Origin of the sequence: Paenalcaligenes hominis (assembly GCF_011927625.1) — a bacterium.
Taxonomy (GTDB): Bacteria; Pseudomonadota; Gammaproteobacteria; order Burkholderiales; family Burkholderiaceae_B; genus Paenalcaligenes; species Paenalcaligenes hominis.
In genome coordinates, this window is the sequence record NZ_JAATIZ010000006.1 from 98,536 (window position 1) to 115,387 (window position 16,852).

General features: G+C 47.7%; 13 protein-coding genes. 6 read left to right on the top strand and 7 right to left on the bottom strand.

Annotation, left to right across the window (positions count from 1 at the left end; genetic code table 11):
• Positions 1-18: 18 nt before the first annotated feature.
• Positions 19-1,728, bottom strand: coding sequence for a sulfate adenylyltransferase (locus GGR41_RS12760; RefSeq protein WP_167662228.1), 1,710 nt, complete (start codon positions 1,726-1,728; stop codon positions 19-21).
• 136 nt (positions 1,729-1,864) lie between these two features.
• Here GGR41_RS12760 and GGR41_RS12765 point away from each other — a divergent pair, with 136 nt between their 5' ends.
• The gene (locus GGR41_RS12765; protein ID WP_167662229.1) at positions 1,865-5,302 is read left to right on the top strand and encodes a hybrid sensor histidine kinase/response regulator; all 3,438 of its coding nucleotides are present in this window, start codon (positions 1,865-1,867) and stop codon (positions 5,300-5,302) included.
• A gap of 39 nt (positions 5,303-5,341) precedes the next feature.
• Here the strand turns inward: GGR41_RS12765 and GGR41_RS12770 are convergent, their stop codons facing one another.
• From GGR41_RS12770 to GGR41_RS12780, 3 genes are all read right to left on the bottom strand, one after another.
• Positions 5,342-6,004 carry a response regulator transcription factor gene (locus GGR41_RS12770; protein ID WP_167662230.1) on the bottom strand — a complete coding sequence of 221 codons (663 nt, stop codon included), beginning with the start codon at positions 6,002-6,004 and terminating at the stop codon, positions 5,342-5,344.
• Positions 6,005-6,070: 66 nt separating this feature from the next.
• Positions 6,071-7,732 carry a cation/acetate symporter ActP gene (actP, locus tag GGR41_RS12775; RefSeq protein WP_167662231.1) on the bottom strand — a complete coding sequence of 554 codons (1,662 nt, stop codon included), beginning with the start codon at positions 7,730-7,732 and terminating at the stop codon, positions 6,071-6,073.
• Complete coding sequence (locus tag GGR41_RS12780) at positions 7,732-8,043, bottom strand: DUF485 domain-containing protein (protein WP_167662232.1); 312 nt, start codon at positions 8,041-8,043, stop codon at positions 7,732-7,734. Before GGR41_RS12780 ends, actP begins: the two co-directional genes overlap by 1 nt.
• Before the next feature lie 345 nt (positions 8,044-8,388).
• Between GGR41_RS12780 and GGR41_RS12785 the strand changes: the two genes are divergently transcribed.
• Positions 8,389-8,700, top strand: a complete 312-nt coding sequence (locus GGR41_RS12785; RefSeq protein WP_167662233.1) for a helix-turn-helix transcriptional regulator — start codon at positions 8,389-8,391, stop codon at positions 8,698-8,700.
• Between the two features lie 194 nt (positions 8,701-8,894).
• Here GGR41_RS12785 and GGR41_RS12790 read toward each other — a convergent pair whose 3' ends face one another.
• Genes GGR41_RS12790 through trxB form a run of 3 tightly spaced genes read right to left on the bottom strand, consistent with a single transcriptional unit; the run spans position 8,895 to position 10,904 of the window.
• Positions 8,895-9,221: a DMT family transporter gene (locus tag GGR41_RS12790; RefSeq protein WP_167662234.1), complete on the bottom strand. Its 327-nt coding sequence runs from the start codon at positions 9,219-9,221 to the stop codon at positions 8,895-8,897.
• 8 nt (positions 9,222-9,229) lie between these two features.
• A complete protein-coding gene (locus tag GGR41_RS12795) occupies positions 9,230-9,958 on the bottom strand; it encodes a Smr/MutS family protein (RefSeq protein WP_167662235.1) in 729 nt (242 codons plus the stop codon).
• Positions 9,945-10,904 carry a thioredoxin-disulfide reductase gene (gene trxB / locus GGR41_RS12800; RefSeq protein WP_077733727.1) on the bottom strand — a complete coding sequence of 320 codons (960 nt, stop codon included), beginning with the start codon at positions 10,902-10,904 and terminating at the stop codon, positions 9,945-9,947. Before trxB ends, GGR41_RS12795 begins: the two co-directional genes overlap by 14 nt.
• 44 nt (positions 10,905-10,948) lie before the next feature.
• On the opposite strand from trxB, the gene GGR41_RS12805 reads away from it, so the two are divergent.
• The 4 genes from GGR41_RS12805 to serS all read left to right on the top strand — a co-directional run bounded on the left by GGR41_RS12805 (position 10,949) and on the right by serS (position 16,846).
• The gene (locus GGR41_RS12805; RefSeq protein ID WP_167662236.1) at positions 10,949-13,465 is read left to right on the top strand and encodes a DNA translocase FtsK; all 2,517 of its coding nucleotides are present in this window, start codon (positions 10,949-10,951) and stop codon (positions 13,463-13,465) included.
• 9 nt (positions 13,466-13,474) lie between these two features.
• The gene (gene lolA, locus GGR41_RS12810; RefSeq protein ID WP_167662237.1) at positions 13,475-14,101 is read left to right on the top strand and encodes an outer membrane lipoprotein periplasmic chaperone LolA; all 627 of its coding nucleotides are present in this window, start codon (positions 13,475-13,477) and stop codon (positions 14,099-14,101) included.
• A 13-nt stretch (positions 14,102-14,114) separates the two neighbouring features.
• Positions 14,115-15,443: a replication-associated recombination protein A gene (locus GGR41_RS12815; RefSeq protein ID WP_167662238.1), complete on the top strand. Its 1,329-nt coding sequence runs from the start codon at positions 14,115-14,117 to the stop codon at positions 15,441-15,443.
• Between the two features lie 68 nt (positions 15,444-15,511).
• Entirely contained in the window at positions 15,512-16,846 is a 1,335-nt protein-coding gene (gene serS, locus GGR41_RS12820) for a serine--tRNA ligase (RefSeq protein ID WP_167662239.1), read from the top strand.
• The last annotated feature ends 6 nt before the right edge of the window (positions 16,847-16,852 follow it).

A 16,852-nucleotide genomic window follows, 5' to 3' on the forward strand; every position in this document is an offset into this window, starting at 1 on the left:
TGTTGTGGAAAGGTAGTTTTATTCTTCGTCTGCACCACGATAGCGCTTGTAGGGCAAGACGTTCCAAGTGCGTTCTGCTAACCCCTCTAAACATAAAGAGGACGGTACTTCAGCTAAGAGTTTTTTGGCAACGTGTAATTCACGCTCTGTCTCGGCTTTATCTTGATACATAAACTCATCAGACGCCGTTTCAGGGGCTTGTTTGAGTTTTTCCTCTAGATCGTCAATGAGGCGTGCTTGTTGAGCTTGGAGATTGGCTCGCGCGTCTTCGAGCCAGGTGGGCTGAAGATTACGGTTGTGATCTAGGAGATTGGTGTACTCGTGATAAACGCCGTCGTAAATAGTCGTAGCGTGATTGCGGGCATCTGCCGTAGCGGCCTCGAGGTCTCTGACATTGAGGGTTGCCGGATCTAAAGGGTGCTTGCGTAAAGCACCACCTAAACGGTTGTACTTGGTATAGAAGGGGTACATACTTTGGATCACCTTGGCGATAGGTAACGTACCCATTGCATTTTCATCGACCCCTTTGGGTTGTACACCTTGGATGGCAGCTAGGGCTGACTCTGGGCGAACCACCTCTTTGGGGGGCAAAATGCCATGACGCAGCATTTCACGAATGCCAGTACCGGAAATGTTTAAGCGGAAACGCTCATCGTGCGAACAAGTTTGGGTAGAGGCATGAGCCGCGCAACGTGTGCAGTAGAACACCTCGTGAAAGAGGCGAATATCGATACCTAGCTCTTCAGGAGTGAACTGATCAAAAATACTGTGGCTCGCGTATTTATCATAGAAATCCCCGATACCTGCATGGTCACGACCAATCAGAGCGTGAGTGCAGCCGTAGTTTTTCATGATTAACGCATGTAATACCGTTTCGCGTGGCCCTGCAAAAATATACGTAACACGTAGAGGTGAAAGAATAGAGCGGTCTTTGGGGTAATACGTGTCTAAGACATTACGATACGCTAACATCCGGTACTCATGACGCACGTATTCGCGTTTAGCCATTTCTACTAGGGGCTGTAAAAACAGACCATCAACCTCCTCGAGGGCATTGCGGTGAATGTATTCATGCCCACGATGCAAAGGGTTTGCACCCGTAATAAACCCAGCAACCGAACCAAACTTACGTTCTTCGTAGAAAAGGCGCCACGTGTCTTTAGGCTCTTGGCGTAATTTTTCAAACGGGCCCCAGTCAACGCGGTTTAATAAATGCAATGTTCCGCCTAACGAAGTATCGCCCATGCGACGATAAATGGAGTCTACGCCTGGATGATTTCGGTCAGACGTACCAAACAAATTTTTAGCGCGATGGGCTTTATCGTAGGCAAAAATGTCTTCGATATCTAAAATAGCGACCGGTTCGTTTTCTGAATCAGTAAGAGTGACTTGATCACCGACTTTTAGCTTGCTGATAATTTCGGCGTTGCGGTCGCCAATAGGAGCAAAACTAAGGGGGACTGGCCAAATCGTCCCATTGCTGAGGCGCCCATCTTTCAATACAGAAAGATAGTCGGCCTCTTTCATGAAACCTCTGTTTGGCGACAACACACCGGTGGTTATCATTTCAATGGTGATGATGGCCTCTAGGTCGACACGGATGCAAGGCAGGGTGCGTGCTCGTTCGATTTCGGCAGCACGTAAATGCTCGGGCACGACCTGATTGACTAGGGTTCCACCATGGGGTTTTTGGGGGTACTGATCAAAATTTAATTGGGTTGACTCCATATATCCTCCGAAAATTTGGTCTTGAGCGTGAAGCCTATAGGCGTTTCTAGTTATGGTGACCTGTAATTATTAGTCTTAATATACCTATAAAATACACCCAAAGTCAGCGGGCAATACCAAAGTAGGAGATATTAAAATGTTACCCGTGTGGGTGGTATTAGCGTCTTTATTATATGCGGCCATTTTATTTGCCATTGCTTATGTTGGGGACCGCAACCCTCTTTACACCCAACGGCCTTGGTTACGTCCCACCGTCTACAGTTTAGCCCTTGCCGTGTATTGTTCCTCATGGACATTTTATGGCGCGGTGGGCTCGGCGGTACGCTATGGCATTGGCTATTTACCTATTTATCTAGGGCCTATGTTGATGTTGCTCTTTGGTTGGCGCATTATCGAGCGTTTGGCCTTAGTAGCGCAGTCACAAAATACCGTGTCTATCGCCGACTTTATGGCCAGTCGGTATGGCCGATCTCAACGCCTTGCTGGCATGGTGGCCTTAGTCGCTGTGATCGCGGCTATCCCTTATTTAGCTCTGCAGTACAAAGCCGTTACGCTCAGCTTAGGCATCTTAACTGGGCGCGATATACAAAATACGATTTTGGGCGACCCGGCTTTATATGTGGCTATCTTAATGGCCCTGTTTTCTATTTTATTTGGTACTCGTCAGGTCGATGCCACCGAGCATAGACCAGGGTTAATGCTGGCTGTCGCTTTTGAGTCATTAGTGAAATTGATTGCGTTAACTGCTGTAGGTGTTTTTGCTTTGATATGGTCTAAGCGTAATCAGTTAGACGTTTATGGTGCTATGCAGCAGCTTATCGAGCAGGCACCGCCAGTCGGTTTTGTAGGCCAAACACTATTAGCATTTGCGGCCATTATTTGTTTGCCGCGTCAGTTTCATGTGGCCATTGTCGAGTGTGGCAAAGTGGCCGACATACGTCGAGCTCGCTGGATGTTCGGCTCCTATTTGGTCATTGTGAGCTTAATGGTGTTGCCTATTGCCGCGGTAGGTGTGCAGTTATTCGGTGGCAGCGGTGCGGTGGCGCCGGATACGTTTGTGTTGGCTTTGCCTCTGTCGCAAAATCAGCTCACTCTGGCATTGGCGGTTTATATTGGTGGTTTTTCTGCGGCCACAGGTATGGTAATTGTGACTAGTGTGGCCTTGTCGACTTTAGTCAGTAACGACTTAGTTATGCCCATTTTATTGCGTCGTGGTTGGGCGCAGCAGGCCCAAGGCGATATGTCACGCACCGTGTTATGGATTCGTCGTATGGCGATTCTGTTTATTTCGGCCTGGGCCTATGGGTATTACTTAAGTAGCGGCAGCGATACAGCACTCTCTGCCTATGGCTTAATGGCGTTTGCGGCGGTTGCCCAGTTCGCCCCAGGGTTGATTGGAGGCTTGTATTGGCAAGGGGCGAGCCGTCGCGGTGTTGAGTCTGGTTTAGTTCTTGGTTTTGGGGTGTGGATTTATACCTTATTGCTGCCAACCCTTACCGAGTCAGGGTGGTTTAATTCCGCTTGGCTTTATAACGGGCCTTGGGACATACGTTGGCTTAGTCCTTATCAGCTTTTTGGCTTGACGGGCTTAGATCCTTTGTCGCATGGCACATTTTGGTCGCTGTTATTTAATATTAGTGCCTTTTTGTTTGTGTCTTTCCGCAAGCGGCCCGGCTTGCGAGACCGCTTACGTGCTGAACCTTTTTTAGATCCTTACGCTGAACGACGTGCTTTGCCTTCTAAACAGTCCTATGGGGATTTATATGTGCTCGACCTGCTTGCTTTAGCCGGTCGTATTGTCGGAGAGAAAAAAGCCACGTGGGCATTTGAAAAACAAGCTGCGTTGCTAAATCAACATTTAGATGTGGACTTGCGCGCTAATAGTGGCTGGATCCAATTCACTGAGTTACTTTTAGCGGCAGCCGTAGGTGCAGCTTCGGCGCGCTTGGTGCTTACCAGTGCATTACGTGGTTCGGGCATGGAAGTCACTACCATCGTGGCGATCTTGGATGAAGCAGGGCAAGAGCTACGTTTTAACCGTGACATCTTGTTAGCAACCCTAGAAAATCTGGATCAAGGCGTCAGTGTAGTCGATGCCGAGATGTGCCTAGTCGCTTGGAATCAACGTTATCAACAGCTCTTGGATTACCCGCCCGGCATGCTGTATGTAGGACGCCCAGTGGCTGATTTGATTCGTTTTAACGCCCAGCGTGGCAAAATCCAACATCGACATCCACGCGATATCGAAGAAGCCGTCAGACGCCGTATTGCTTTTATGCGTGCTGGCACCTCGCATGTGTTTCAACGTACGCTAAACAATAAGCAAGTCATTGAACTACGTGGGCGTCCTTTGCCTGGCGGGGGATATGTGACCAGCTATTCAGATGTGACCGAATACAAACGTGTCGAGCGCGAATTACTGGAAATTAATGAAAACCTCGAGCAACGGGTGGCCGAACGTACCCAAGAAGCCGAACGTGCCCAGCAATCGCGTACGCATTTTTTGACCGCCGTTAGCCACGATGTGCTGCAGCCAATTAATGCGGCACGACTGTTTGCGTCAGCCTTGCATGACAGTACCGACACAAATGAAATGCGACGCTTATCTGAACGCGTCGATGCGTCGTTACGTGCAGCCGAAGAGCTCTTAGACGGGCTTTTGGATATCTCCCAGTTAGATGCAGGGGCATTACAGCCTGAAATTACTGTTTTTAAAGCGGAAGAGGTAGTCAATGACTTGCTTCAACAGTATGCCCCGTTGGCTAAGCGACGCCATTTAGCTTTACGCACCTACATAAGGCCCTTGTATGTACGTAGCGATCAGCGTTTACTACGCCGAGTTTTGCAAAACTTTATTGCTAACGCATTACGTTATACACGCGAAGGCCGCATTATTGTTGCAGGGCGGGTTCGCGGTGATGCGATGGAGTTCCAGGTCTGGGATAGCGGACAAGGCATTCCTCCACATCACCTACAAAATATTTATAACGAGTTTCATCGATATGACCAGAGTTACGATTGGGGCGAGCGCGGAATGGGGCTGGGCTTATCGATTTGTCAGCGCATTTCTAGCTTATTGAATCATCCCTTGCAAGCGATATCAGAAGTTAATAAAGGAAGCATGTTTAGCATTCGTGTTCCTTTGGCTCCGCCACCCTTACCAGATCCCACTACGAGCGCAGCTGTCCCCGCCCCATCCAACGCCTTAGCGCTAGATGGCTTGCGCGTGCTCTGTCTCGATAATGATGTGGAAATCCTGATGGGTATGGAGGCGTTGCTATCGCAATGGGGCATCGACGTGATTACAGCAACCACTATTGACGATGCGTTATCAAAGATGAAACAAGCGCCCCATGTGCTGTTAGTGGATTATCACTTGCATGACCGGCTTAATGGAATTGAAAGCTTAGATGCACTGCGCGAGCATGCAAAACACCTTCAAGGGGCATTATTGACGGCTGATGGCAGTGACGAGCTTAAGCAGTTAGCACGCGAAAAAGGGTATTTGGTGTTAACCAAGCCCGTTAAGCCGGCTTCGTTACGCGCTTTTTTAGCAGCTCAGCGTCGAGACTAGTAATTGATTCTGATAGCAAACCAAGCGCATACCGAGTGCTTAAAAAGGAATTTCCTCTTGGGTTTTATCGTGTAAGAGCAACTGGTTCGCAATGAGTACCGCTTGGGTGCGATTCGTCGCACCTAGTTTGCGTAATATAGCCGTCATGTGAGTCTTGATAGTGGCCTCTGAAACATTAAGCTCGTGAGCTATTTGTTTATTTAATTGGCCTGTACTGACCATTTGAAGCACACGGAATTGTTGTGGCGTTAACTCGCGTAGTAAATTAGCCGCGGCTTTTTCTTCGGGGCTAATCGGTGGGGCGGTTAAAGCGATAGTTTCGGGTAGCCAGGTGTTTCCCATAAGGACATGTTGCAGCGCTGCACTAAGGGTTTTGGATTCGACAGATTTAGGTATGAACCCCATCGCACCATGATCGAGCGCGCGACGAATTAACACAGGGTCTTCGTGCGCAGAGATAATCACAATAGGAAGTTGAGGATGCTGGGCTCGTAAGTGGACTAATGCGCTGTAGCCAGCGGCACCCGGCATATTAAGATCAAGCAAGAGCAAGTCAGCGTTAGGACGATCTTCAACTAAAGAGTACAAAGAACTAATACTCTCTGCCTCGTAGATAGCAGTAGTAGGATAAAGTTTCGCCACTAAGCCATGCAGTGCTTCTCTGAAGAGAGGGTGATCATCGGCAATGAGTAATTCGTTCATAGTAATTAGACTAAATCCACAAAGGGAGCCTTAGCTCCCTTTGTGTGATGTAGTGAGTACGAGAAATTAATGTGCGCTAGCTTGTGTAGCACCAATTCCTGTTTGACTACGTACAGTAAGAGCATCGAAGGCTGCTTTTTCACGCACTGAATCTGGCGACGTATCTAGTTTAGAAAATAACCAAATCGCGGCAAAAGCAAGCGGAATTGAAAGAATACCAGGGTTTGGGAAAGGGGTGATGGGCTCGGCAAAACCAAAGACATCAACCCAAACAGTAGAACTTAACATAACCCAAACAGTAGCTGTCGTTAACCCAAGGAAACCACCAATTGTCGCGCCACGAGTGGTACATCCGCGCCAAGAGATAGATAACACCAATACAGGGAAGTTAGAGCTAGCTGCAATGGCAAAGGCTAAACCCACCATAAAGGCAACGTTTTGGTTTTCAAACACAATACCTAATACGATAGAAAGAATACCTAACGCAACGGTTGAAATACGTGAAATACGCATCTGATTGTGTTCGGTAGCTTTGCCTTTAGCAATAACGTTGGCGTACAGGTCATGCGAAATAGCAGCTGCACCAGCTAGCGCCAACCCTGCTACAACTGCAACAATAGTAGCAAAAGTTACTGCAGCTAGGAAGCCAAGTAAAAGATCACCACCAACAGCATTTGCTAAATGTACAGCCACCATATTCGTACCGCCGATTAAGCTCTTAAGCATATCAAAGTTGCCGTCGGCATCGGTAATGTAGTATTCAGGGTGCTGGACTAATAGAGCAATAGCGCCAAAACCGATAATAAAGGTTAGTAAATAGAAATACCCAATAAAACTACTGGCCCAAATAACAGATTTACGTGCCTCTTTGGCGTCAGCTACGGTAAAGAAACGCATTAAAATATGAGGTAAACCCGCTGTACCAAAGGCAAGCGCAATACCTAGGGACAAGGCATTTAATGGATTGCCACTAACAGAAGAACCAGGAGCGAGAATGCTACGGCCATCGGGGTGTACAGCTACAGCTTCGGTAAGCAAGTTGTCTACATTAAAGCGGAACGCTGCTAAGACGAGGAAAGTCATTAGACTAGCCCCTAGAAGCATAAGCACTGCTTTAATGATTTGGACCCAAGTAGTAGCCGTCATACCACCAAAAGCAACGTAGATCATCATGAGTGAACCAACGATAATCACGGCAAACTTGTATTCAATACCGAAGAGCAACACAATTAGTTTGCCCGCCCCTACCATTTGGGCAATCAGATACAAGGCAATAATTAAAAGAGAAGCGCTGGCAGCTAAGACCCGCATAGGTGTCTGGCGTAACCGGAAAGAGGTGACATCAGCAAAGTTATAGCGGCCTAAGTTACGTAGACGCTCGGCAATTAAAAACATTACCGTGGGCCAGCCAAACATAAAACCAATGGCGTAAATCATGCCGTCAAAACCACTGACATACACCATTCCAGCAATACCTAAGAAAGAGGCTGCGGATAAGTAGTCACCAGCAATAGCCAAACCGTTTTGAAAGCCAGTGATGCCCCCGCCAGCAGTATAGAAATCAGAGGTAGTTTGGGTACGACGTGCTGCCCACCATGTAATTACCATGGTTCCTGCAATAAAGATCAGGAACATAATAATGGCAGACATGTTATAGGGCTTATCGGCGGCATGAGCTATTGAAGAGCTCGCCGCAAATAAAGCAAAGGCAGAAATCCATGGTTTCATTATTTTACCTCCGCTAGTACTGCAGCTAATAAAGGATCAAAAACCTTATTAGAGATATAAACATAAAGCGCGACGAGAATACTTGCACTAATTAAAACTAAAGTGGCAACGAACACGCCAATACTCATTGTGAGATTGCCCATTGGGCGACCAAACAGTTCAGGATCAAAAGCAAGGGTTAAAATAAAGCCAGCGTAGATAATGAGAGTGACCACAAAAAATGCCATACTGATGCGTGTACGTCGTGCCAGTAGCTCTTGGTATTTTGGGTTGTGGATCACCTCGGCGACGATATCGCGGGATGAACTCATGTATGTCTCCTTTTATGATGTTATTTTCATCGATAAGGTTTTTTACTGCTAAGGGCAATAAGATGGCGTATGAGTACGCTCTAGCATCCCAATATACGGTGGGGCGGCAAATTGCAATAGACGACTTTGGTTGTAGATTGCGATAGAAAAACACAAGGGTAATCACTAGGAAATGTCACTTAACGTGTGATATCAGTTGAAAAAAGACACTTCTTTAACTAAGGATGATGTTCCGGAGCCTACTTTTATGCTAAATAAGATATTTACCGATACAAATCGACTAACCCGTATAACCCGCACCTTATAAAAAGGTTGACGAGAACTAGGACATGACCGAGGACAGGAATGAGCTATCAGTTTATGGATGCATATTGTTTCGGCGAGCTATTGCGTGAGCGCCGCCGCCAACTAGGGCTGAGCCAAGCCGAAGTCGCATCTCAGGTTGGGGCCAGCAGACAGTGGGTGATCGATATAGAAAAAGGCAAAGAACGTGCAGAGCTAGGTATGGCTTTTAAATTAGCTCAGGTTTTAGGCGTTCAGTTTAAAGCGCAAGTCAAGACAGCACGACCAGTAAAAGCTCAATCCACTTTTCAGCACCAAGATGCAGAGCAGGCCATGCAAGACCTGGCTGCAGCCATGGACTTTTTAGACGAATAATAAAGGCGCACCCTAGTGCATACCCTAAGTGTCATCACCAATAAACTAAGGCACAATAAGAACATGTTGGTGAGGAGACCATAGGCCCATACATAGGGCTAGCCATAAAAATGGCATCAGCAGTAACCAAAATTATAATAAACTCTCAAAACCAGTCTGGAAACCAGACTGGTTTTGTCTTTTATGGACATAGGCTAACTGCTGCTTTTAGAAAAAACGTTTAAAATCAATACCCCAGCGACGATAAAGCCCACTCCAATCATTCCAGCTGTATCCAAACGCTGTTTAAACAAAATCAGACCAATAAGTGAAATAGCTACAATACCAACGCCAGACCAAACCGCGTAGGCCACACCGACGGGAATATGCTTTAAAGATAAAGATAAAAAGTAAAAGGCAATGGCATACCCACTTATTGTGACAATCGAAGGCCCTAGTACGCTAAAGCCATCGGCTTTTTTTAGAGCGGTGGTTGCAATAATTTCAGCAAAAATAGCAATTGATAGATAAATCCAACTCATAGAGAGCCTTAGGAATAGTGCGTGTTACGTAGCAGTACCTTAACGGCACCGTTGCCTCCCTCGGCGGGGTTACAGTCTGTAAAGGCTAGAACAAAATCTAATTGGCTTAGCCAACGGCGCACGGCTAAAGGCAAAACCGGGCCTTTGTCTTTGGACCCATAACCGACCCCATGCACGATACGCACACACCGATACTGTTCAATTAAACTGTGCTTTAAAAAATAATTGAGCCGTAAACGAGCCTGCTCTAGGTTTGAACCATGCAAATCAATGTGATTGGCAATCGCCCAACGTCCTTTTTTTAAGTCGCGTAATACGTCGGTTCCGCAGTAAGAGCTAAGGTAGTCACTCATTGGGCGATCGTAAAAGTCGATTGCAAACTCATCTGATAACCCATAAATATCTAATAACTCATCGGCACCACTGGCATGACGTTGACGTTGTAGGTGCTGCTCTGCTGGTATTGGGGCTTTGGGAGAACGTAGCGGCAACTGTTGACCCGTGTTTTTAGTTTTTAATGGGGTAGTGCCACGTACTGCCTGATGGAAAAGAGCTTTATCATCAGGCCCTAGCGCCGCATTCAGTTTGCTTTTTGGGCTTAGGCCAAAGCGTAGAGACGGCTTTTGGGTAGGCGGTGCCGCAGCCGGCATGGAAGACGGCTGGGGCGGCGGTGCTTGTAGCGCTTTTTTTAAGGCTTTAAGTTCAGCCAGCGCCTTATGGGGTTTAGAGGTTTTCACTCTCAAGCCAACGTTGTGCATCCAAAGCGGCCATACAACCTGTGCCTGCGCTAGTAATAGCTTGGCGGTAGATGGTATCTTGTACGTCGCCAGCGGCAAATACGCCAGGCACGGAGGTCATAGTGGCCATGCCTTCTAAGCCACTACGTGTAATAATATACCCATCTTTCATGGTGAGCTGACCTTGGAAGAGCTCGGTATTAGGGTGGTGTCCAATCGCAATAAATACACCCATTACATCCAGCTCTTCGGTGGTGTTATCTTGGTTATTACGTAAACGTACGCCTGTTACGCCCGAGGCATCACCTAATACTTCGTCAAGCTCACAAAAGAGTTTGAGCTTGATATTGCCATTTTCTACACGCTCCATAAGTTTGTCCGTTAAGATAGCCTCTGAACGGAAGGTGTCCCGACGGTGAACTAATGTTACGGTTTTGCAAATATTTGATAGGTACAATGCCTCTTCAACGGCTGTGTTACCACCACCGACTACAATAACGTCTTGGTTTTTGTAGAAAAAACCATCGCAGGTCGCACAACCGGAAACACCACGGCCCATGAATTCCTGTTCGGAGTCCAAGCCCAAATACATGGCGGAAGCTCCTGTGCATATAATCAGTGCATCACAGGTATAGGTATTACCGCCGTCACCCTTTAAAGTATATGGACGTTGTTTTAAATCTACCGATACAATCTGATCAAAGATGAGTTCTGTTTCAAAGCGTTCGGCATGGGCTTGGAAGCGTGCCATTAAGTCTGGACCTGTTACCCCATTGGCGTCAGCAGGCCAGTTTTCTACATCTGTGGTGGTCATTAGCTGCCCGCCGGGCTCCATGCCTGTGATCAGCATGGGCTTTAAATTAGCACGAGCGGCATAGATGGCTGCTGTATATCCAGCGGGGCCGGAGCCTAAAATTAAAACTTTAGCGTGTTTAACAGTCGACATTATCTATTTCCCAATAATCAATGATCAGCCAATTATAATGAGTCATGGCTAGAATACCTGCAACTACAAATCGATCAGCAAAAAACGTCCGTAACGGGCCTTCTAAATGGCAACAGCGACTTAGCTCTCTCGCGTTGGAAGCCCGTTGGGTTGTATTCCTGTTGTTAGCGACCTGGCTAGCTTTGGTCCTGTTTACATGGAATAGTTCCGACCCAGCTTGGTCACACTCGTTGGACGCGGGATCTATTCATAACCAAGGGGGTAAGCTAGGCGCCTATGTATCCGATATTTTGTACTATCTATTCGGTTATAGCGCTTGGTTATGGATTGTTTTGTTAGTGCAATATTTAGTGGTCGGTTTTTACCGAATTACTAATATTGTAATGCCAACTACCCGCATTCAAGAACCCCTAGCTCGTGTACCCTGGGAAGTAGCCATCGGCTTTGTGCTGTTCTTGTTGGGTTCAATGGGTTTCGAGGCGTTACAGTTGCGTTTTGGTTTTGACTTGCCTGCTGGTGCAGGGGGGCAGATCGGGCAGCTCTTTGCCTCACTGTTGGTCACCTACTTAGGTATGGCTGGCGCCATAGTAATGTTATTGGTGGCCGTGTGCGTAGGTGCGAGTTGGCTGTTGGGTTTTTCATGGTTAAATGTTGCTGAACTAGTAGGCCGCAGCTTAGAGGCCATCTATTTACGGCTTAGCGCATTTAAAGCACGCTGGGATGACAGACGTGTGGGGCAACGTAAAGCGGCGGAGCGCACCGAGGCGATTACCACTAAACAAGAGCACCCCGACCCTAAACCCGAGCCAACACTTGCTGTGGCACCGCCTCCAGAACGTAAAGAGCCCAGTTTAGGCAGCTTGGCGCATACACAAGCCTCTGGTCTAGAACAAGAGCACAGTCACACTGCACCTAGACCTTATAAACACCCCATTTTTGATGACCCTACCGACACCGACATCGAGCCTATCAATAAAGAAATTGAGCCTATTAATACGTATAACGAGCCCGAGTCTCCCAAGGCAGCCATCCAAACGCAAACCCAAGCCGTCGTGGTCAAAGCCGCTCGTCCGGTAGCTGATGTTAATTTGCCTCCGCTTGACCTCTTAGATATGGCCGAGGCGTTGGGCGAGCCTATTTCTGCAGAAACCCTCGAGTTCACCTCGCGCTTGATCGAAAAAAAGTTGGGCGATTTTGGTGTGAATGTGACAGTAATGGAGGCACAATCGGGGCCTGTGATCACACGTTACGAAATTGAGCCTGCTACGGGTGTGAAAGGCAATCAAATTGTCAATTTATCCAAAGACTTAGCTCGTTCTTTAAGTCTGGTAGATATTCGTGTAGTGGAAACAATCCCAGGAAAGAACTTAATGGGTTTGGAGCTGCCTAATCCAAAACGCCAAATGGTGCGTCTAGAGGAAATTGTGGGCTCTAAAAGCTTTGTGGAGAGTAAATCTTTACTCACGGTAGCATTAGGCAAAGATATTGCTGGACATGCCGTCGTCGCTGATTTGGCTCGTATGCCGCACTTGTTAGTGGCTGGAACCACCGGCTCAGGCAAGTCGGTAGGGATCAACGCCATGATTTTATCTATTCTTTACAAAGCCACACCAGAAGAAGCACGTCTCATTCTCATTGACCCTAAAATGTTGGAGATGAGTGTATATGAAAATATTCCGCATTTACTTGCTCCTGTGGTGACAGATATGCGCGAAGCGGCTAACGCGCTGACATGGTGCGTAAATGAAATGGAGCGCCGTTACAAGCTAATGAGTAAAATGGGAGTGCGTAATTTGGCTGGTTTTAATAGCAAAATTAAAGAAGCCAAAGAACGAGGTGAAAACATTCCTAATCCGTTCTCGTTGACTCCCGATGCGCCCGAGCCTTTAGACGCGCTGCCCTTTATTGTGGTGGTCATTGATGAACTAGCCGACTTAATGATGGTCGCTGGCAAGAAAATTGAAGAGCTTATTGCTCGCTTAGCGCAAAAGGCGCGTGCTGCTGGAATTCATTTAGTGCTTGCAACACAGCGCCCTAGCGTGGATGTGATCACAGGCTTGATTAAAGCCAATATTCCAACCCGTATTTCGTTTCAGGTGTCGTCACGGGTCGACTCCCGCACCATCTTGGATCAAATGGGCGCCGAAAGTTTGCTAGGGCAAGGGGATATGTTGTATTTGCCACCAGGCACCTCTGTGCCTATCCGTGTCCATGGCGCTTTTGTGGATGATGATGAAGTCCACCGTGTCGTGGACTACCTTAAAGACCAAGGCGAGCCAGATTATATCGATGGTATTTTAGATGGGGGCGGTGGGGAAACCGGAGACGGTGTGAATGCAGTCACAGGGTTTGTGGATGCCGAGTCTGACCCCCTCTACGATCAGGCCGTGGCCGTAGTCATGGAAACACAACGCGCCTCTATTTCGGGGGTGCAACGTCAACTTCGAGTGGGTTATAACCGAGCAGCCCGATTAATCGAGGAAATGGAAAAAGCCGGTATTGTTTCAGCAATGGGCCCCAACGGAAATCGCGAGATTTTGGTTCCTGTTAATAAAGACTAAAGGAATGCTATGAAATGGTTGTCAAAAATTAGCGTACTGGCGCTGGGTCTTACCGCCAGCGCGATGGCTTATGCACAGTCTGCAACGCAGCAATTGCAGCAATTTGTGCAGCAAGTGCACAGTGCATCGGGTCAATTTAGTCAAAGCACCATTGATGCTCAAGGGGCTTCACGCCCGGCCCAAACCGGAGAGTTTGCCTTTAAACGTCCAGGAAAATTTAAATGGTCGGTGTTAAAGCCTTACGAGCAGCTTGTGATCTCTGATGGTAAACAGCTGTATCAATACGATCCTGATCTCAATCAGCTCACCCAACGTGGCGTTGACCAAGCGATTGGTACGTCGCCGGCTGCTATTTTATTTGGCTCAGGTCAACTTGAAGACAGTTTTGTATTGGAGGACAGGCCTGACGAAGAAGCGGTACAGTGGTTACGAGCTACCCCTAAATCAAACGATGCAGGTTTTACCTACGTGGATATTGCGTTTAAAAACCAGCTTCCTATCCGTTTAGTGTTGTTAGACAGTTTTGACCAACGCACAATCATTGATTTAACCCAAGTCAATACACAGGCTGGCCTTGCCGACTCGACGTTTCAATTTAAAGCCCCATCAGGCGTTGATGTGGTGACCCTGCCTTAACCTTTTACATGTAATGGCTGACGACTTATTCACCTCTCAAACAGCACCGTATGCGCCCTTGGCAGAGCGATTACGCCCTCGTCATCTTGACGAGGTAGTGGGTCAGACCGACTTAGTCGGTGAGGGCAAGCCGTTGCGTGTTGCGTTTGCTTCAGGCCGACCTCACTCCATGATTTTCTGGGGGCCACCCGGTGTAGGTAAAACAACATTAGCGCGCATGATGGCGCAGGGTTTTGATGCCCAGTTTATTGCTATTTCCGCTGTGCTTGGGGGGGTCAAAGACATTCGTGATGCCGTTGTAAAGGCTCAAGTTGCCCAAGGGCAGGGCAGGCGCACTATTTTGTTTGTTGATGAAGTGCATCGCTTTAATAAAGCCCAACAAGATGCCTTTTTGCCCTATGTGGAAAGCGGATTGTTCACGTTTATTGGGGCCACCACAGAAAACCCTTCATTTGAAGTGAACTCAGCCTTGCTCTCTAGGGCGCGCGTCTATGTATTGCAACCATTAACCATAGAGCAGCTCGAAACATTGGTTAAAAAAGCCATTGCGCGTTACATAGAAGACGCACACATTACGTTGCATTTTACTGATGAGGCGCAGTATCAGTTAGCCGCATGGGCAGACGGTGACGCGCGTCGCGTTATTAATGCGGTCGAGGTCGTGGCTGAGTCAGCCCATGCTGCAGGTGTTGAGCTGGTCGATCAAGCCTATCTAGAACAGTCACTTTCCCATAACTTGCGACGTTTTGATAAAGGCGGTGATGCGTTTTATGACCAAATCAGTGCCCTTCATAAGTCGGTGCGAGGTTCAGATCCTGATGCCGCACTCTATTGGTTTAGCCGCATGCTCGACGGAGGCGCAGATGCCTCGTATTTGTCTCGTCGTATAGTACGCATTGCATGGGAAGACATTGGGCTAGCCGACCCTAGGGCGATGCAAATTGCCAACGAGGCGGCAGCGACCTTCGAACGTCTCGGCTCTCCAGAAGGCGAGCTTGCGCTAGCACAGGCGTTACTCTATTTAGCCATAGCGCCAAAAAGCAATGCTGGGTACATGGCGTATAACCAAGCGCGCCGTTTTGCTGCAGAACACGGTAGTGCTGCTGTGCCAGTACATTTACGCAATGCCCCAACTCAACTCATGAAGCAATTAGGGCATGGTAAAGCCTATCGCTATGCGCACGATGAACCCCATGCGTATGCGGCGGGGGAAAATTATTTTCCCGAAGGGCTAAACCCGCGCTTTTATACACCGACGGATCGCGGTTTAGAGCAAAAAATAGCAGAAAAACTTCGCTTTTTGACTGAGTTAGATCGTCAATCCCATCGCACAAAATCCTAAGGTTGGCTTAAATCTTAGTCTGAACTTCGTTACAATCTTTTTATTCTTATATTCCTTGAGCTTTTACTATGTTAGACATCAATTCGTTGCGTAGAAATTTAGATGGTGTGGTTGCTGCCTTAGCAACTCGTGGTGTGCAGTTTGATACCGAACGCTTTAATACGCTAGAGAGTCAGCGTAAAGCCATTCAGGTGGAAACAGAAACATTGCAAGCCCGACGCAATGCTCTATCAAAGCTCATTGGACAACGACGTGCCAAAGGCGAGGACGCGTCTCAAGAAATGCAAGAGTCCAAAGCAATTCCGCAAAAACTCCACGAACTCGAGGCTCAGTTAGGTCAGATTCAAACTGAAATTCACGATTGGCTTAGTGGTTTACCGAATACGCCGCATGCATCCGTGCCGGTGGGCGAGTCCGAAGAACAGAACGTAGAGGTGCGACGTTGGGTACCCGGCAATAATGCGATGGATGCCATACCGCAGCCATTTGATTTTGAGGTAAAAGACCACGTAGCTATTGGCGAAGGGATTGGGCTTGATTTCGACGCAGCGCGCAAGCTTTCAGGGGCACGTTTCATGGTGTTGCGTGGGCAAATTGCTAAGTTACACCGCGCTCTAGCACAATATATGCTTGATGTGCAGACCGAAGAACACGGTTATACCGAGTGCTACACGCCTTATATTGTCAATAGTTCTACCTTATACGGCACTGGTCAGCTCCCAAAATTTAAAGACGATATGTTTTCGGTCACTAAAGGCGGCCAAGATCATAACGACGAACACGACGGTCCTACCGAAGATTTATATTTAATTTCCACCTCGGAGATTACGCTAACAGGTACCGTACGTGATGAAATTCTACCTGCGGATGAGCTTCCCATTCGTTTAACAGCACATACCCCTTGCTTTCGCTCTGAAGCCGGCAGTGGTGGTCGCGATACACGAGGTATTATCCGCCAGCACCAATTTGATAAAGTTGAAATGGTGCAAATTGTACACCCCGATCAGTCTTACGAGGCGCTCGAGCAAATGGTTGGGCACGCAGAAACAATTTTACAGCGTTTAGGCCTGCCTTATCGGGTGGTGTCGTTGTGCACAGGGGACATGGGCTTTTCAGCAGCGAAAACCTATGATCTCGAGGTCTGGTTACCTGCCCAGAATACCTGGCGTGAAATTTCTTCAATTTCTAATTGCGAGGCTTTCCAAGCCCGACGCTTACAAGCCCGTTTTCGTCAAGAAAAACGGCCTGAATATGTGCATACGTTAAATGGTTCTGGCCTAGCTGTAGGCCGTGCTTTAGTGGCTGTACTAGAAAACTATCAACAAGCCGATGGCAGTGTTGTGGTACCCGAAGTATTGCGGCCCTATCTAGGTGGTAAATCAACCTTAACGCCTAATTCATAACCTTGT

Excerpts from the sequence above, each read along its gene's own strand:
- GGR41_RS12760 (WP_167662228.1), bottom strand. The coding sequence starts at position 1,728 with ATGGAGTCAACCCAATTAAATTTTGATCAGTACCCCCAAAAACCCCAT.
- GGR41_RS12765 (WP_167662229.1), top strand. The coding sequence starts at position 1,865 with ATGTTACCCGTGTGGGTGGTATTAGCGTCTTTATTATATGCGGCCATT.
- GGR41_RS12770 (WP_167662230.1), bottom strand. The coding sequence starts at position 6,004 with ATGAACGAATTACTCATTGCCGATGATCACCCTCTCTTCAGAGAAGCA.
- actP (WP_167662231.1), bottom strand. The coding sequence starts at position 7,732 with ATGAAACCATGGATTTCTGCCTTTGCTTTATTTGCGGCGAGCTCTTCA.
- GGR41_RS12780 (WP_167662232.1), bottom strand. The coding sequence starts at position 8,043 with ATGAGTTCATCCCGCGATATCGTCGCCGAGGTGATCCACAACCCAAAA.
- GGR41_RS12785 (WP_167662233.1), top strand. The coding sequence starts at position 8,389 with ATGAGCTATCAGTTTATGGATGCATATTGTTTCGGCGAGCTATTGCGT.
- GGR41_RS12790 (WP_167662234.1), bottom strand. The coding sequence starts at position 9,221 with ATGAGTTGGATTTATCTATCAATTGCTATTTTTGCTGAAATTATTGCA.
- trxB (WP_077733727.1), bottom strand. The coding sequence starts at position 10,904 with ATGTCGACTGTTAAACACGCTAAAGTTTTAATTTTAGGCTCCGGCCCC.
- GGR41_RS12805 (WP_167662236.1), top strand. The coding sequence starts at position 10,949 with ATGGCTAGAATACCTGCAACTACAAATCGATCAGCAAAAAACGTCCGT.
- lolA (WP_167662237.1), top strand. The coding sequence starts at position 13,475 with ATGAAATGGTTGTCAAAAATTAGCGTACTGGCGCTGGGTCTTACCGCC.
- GGR41_RS12815 (WP_167662238.1), top strand. The coding sequence starts at position 14,115 with ATGGCTGACGACTTATTCACCTCTCAAACAGCACCGTATGCGCCCTTG.
- serS (WP_167662239.1), top strand. The coding sequence starts at position 15,512 with ATGTTAGACATCAATTCGTTGCGTAGAAATTTAGATGGTGTGGTTGCT.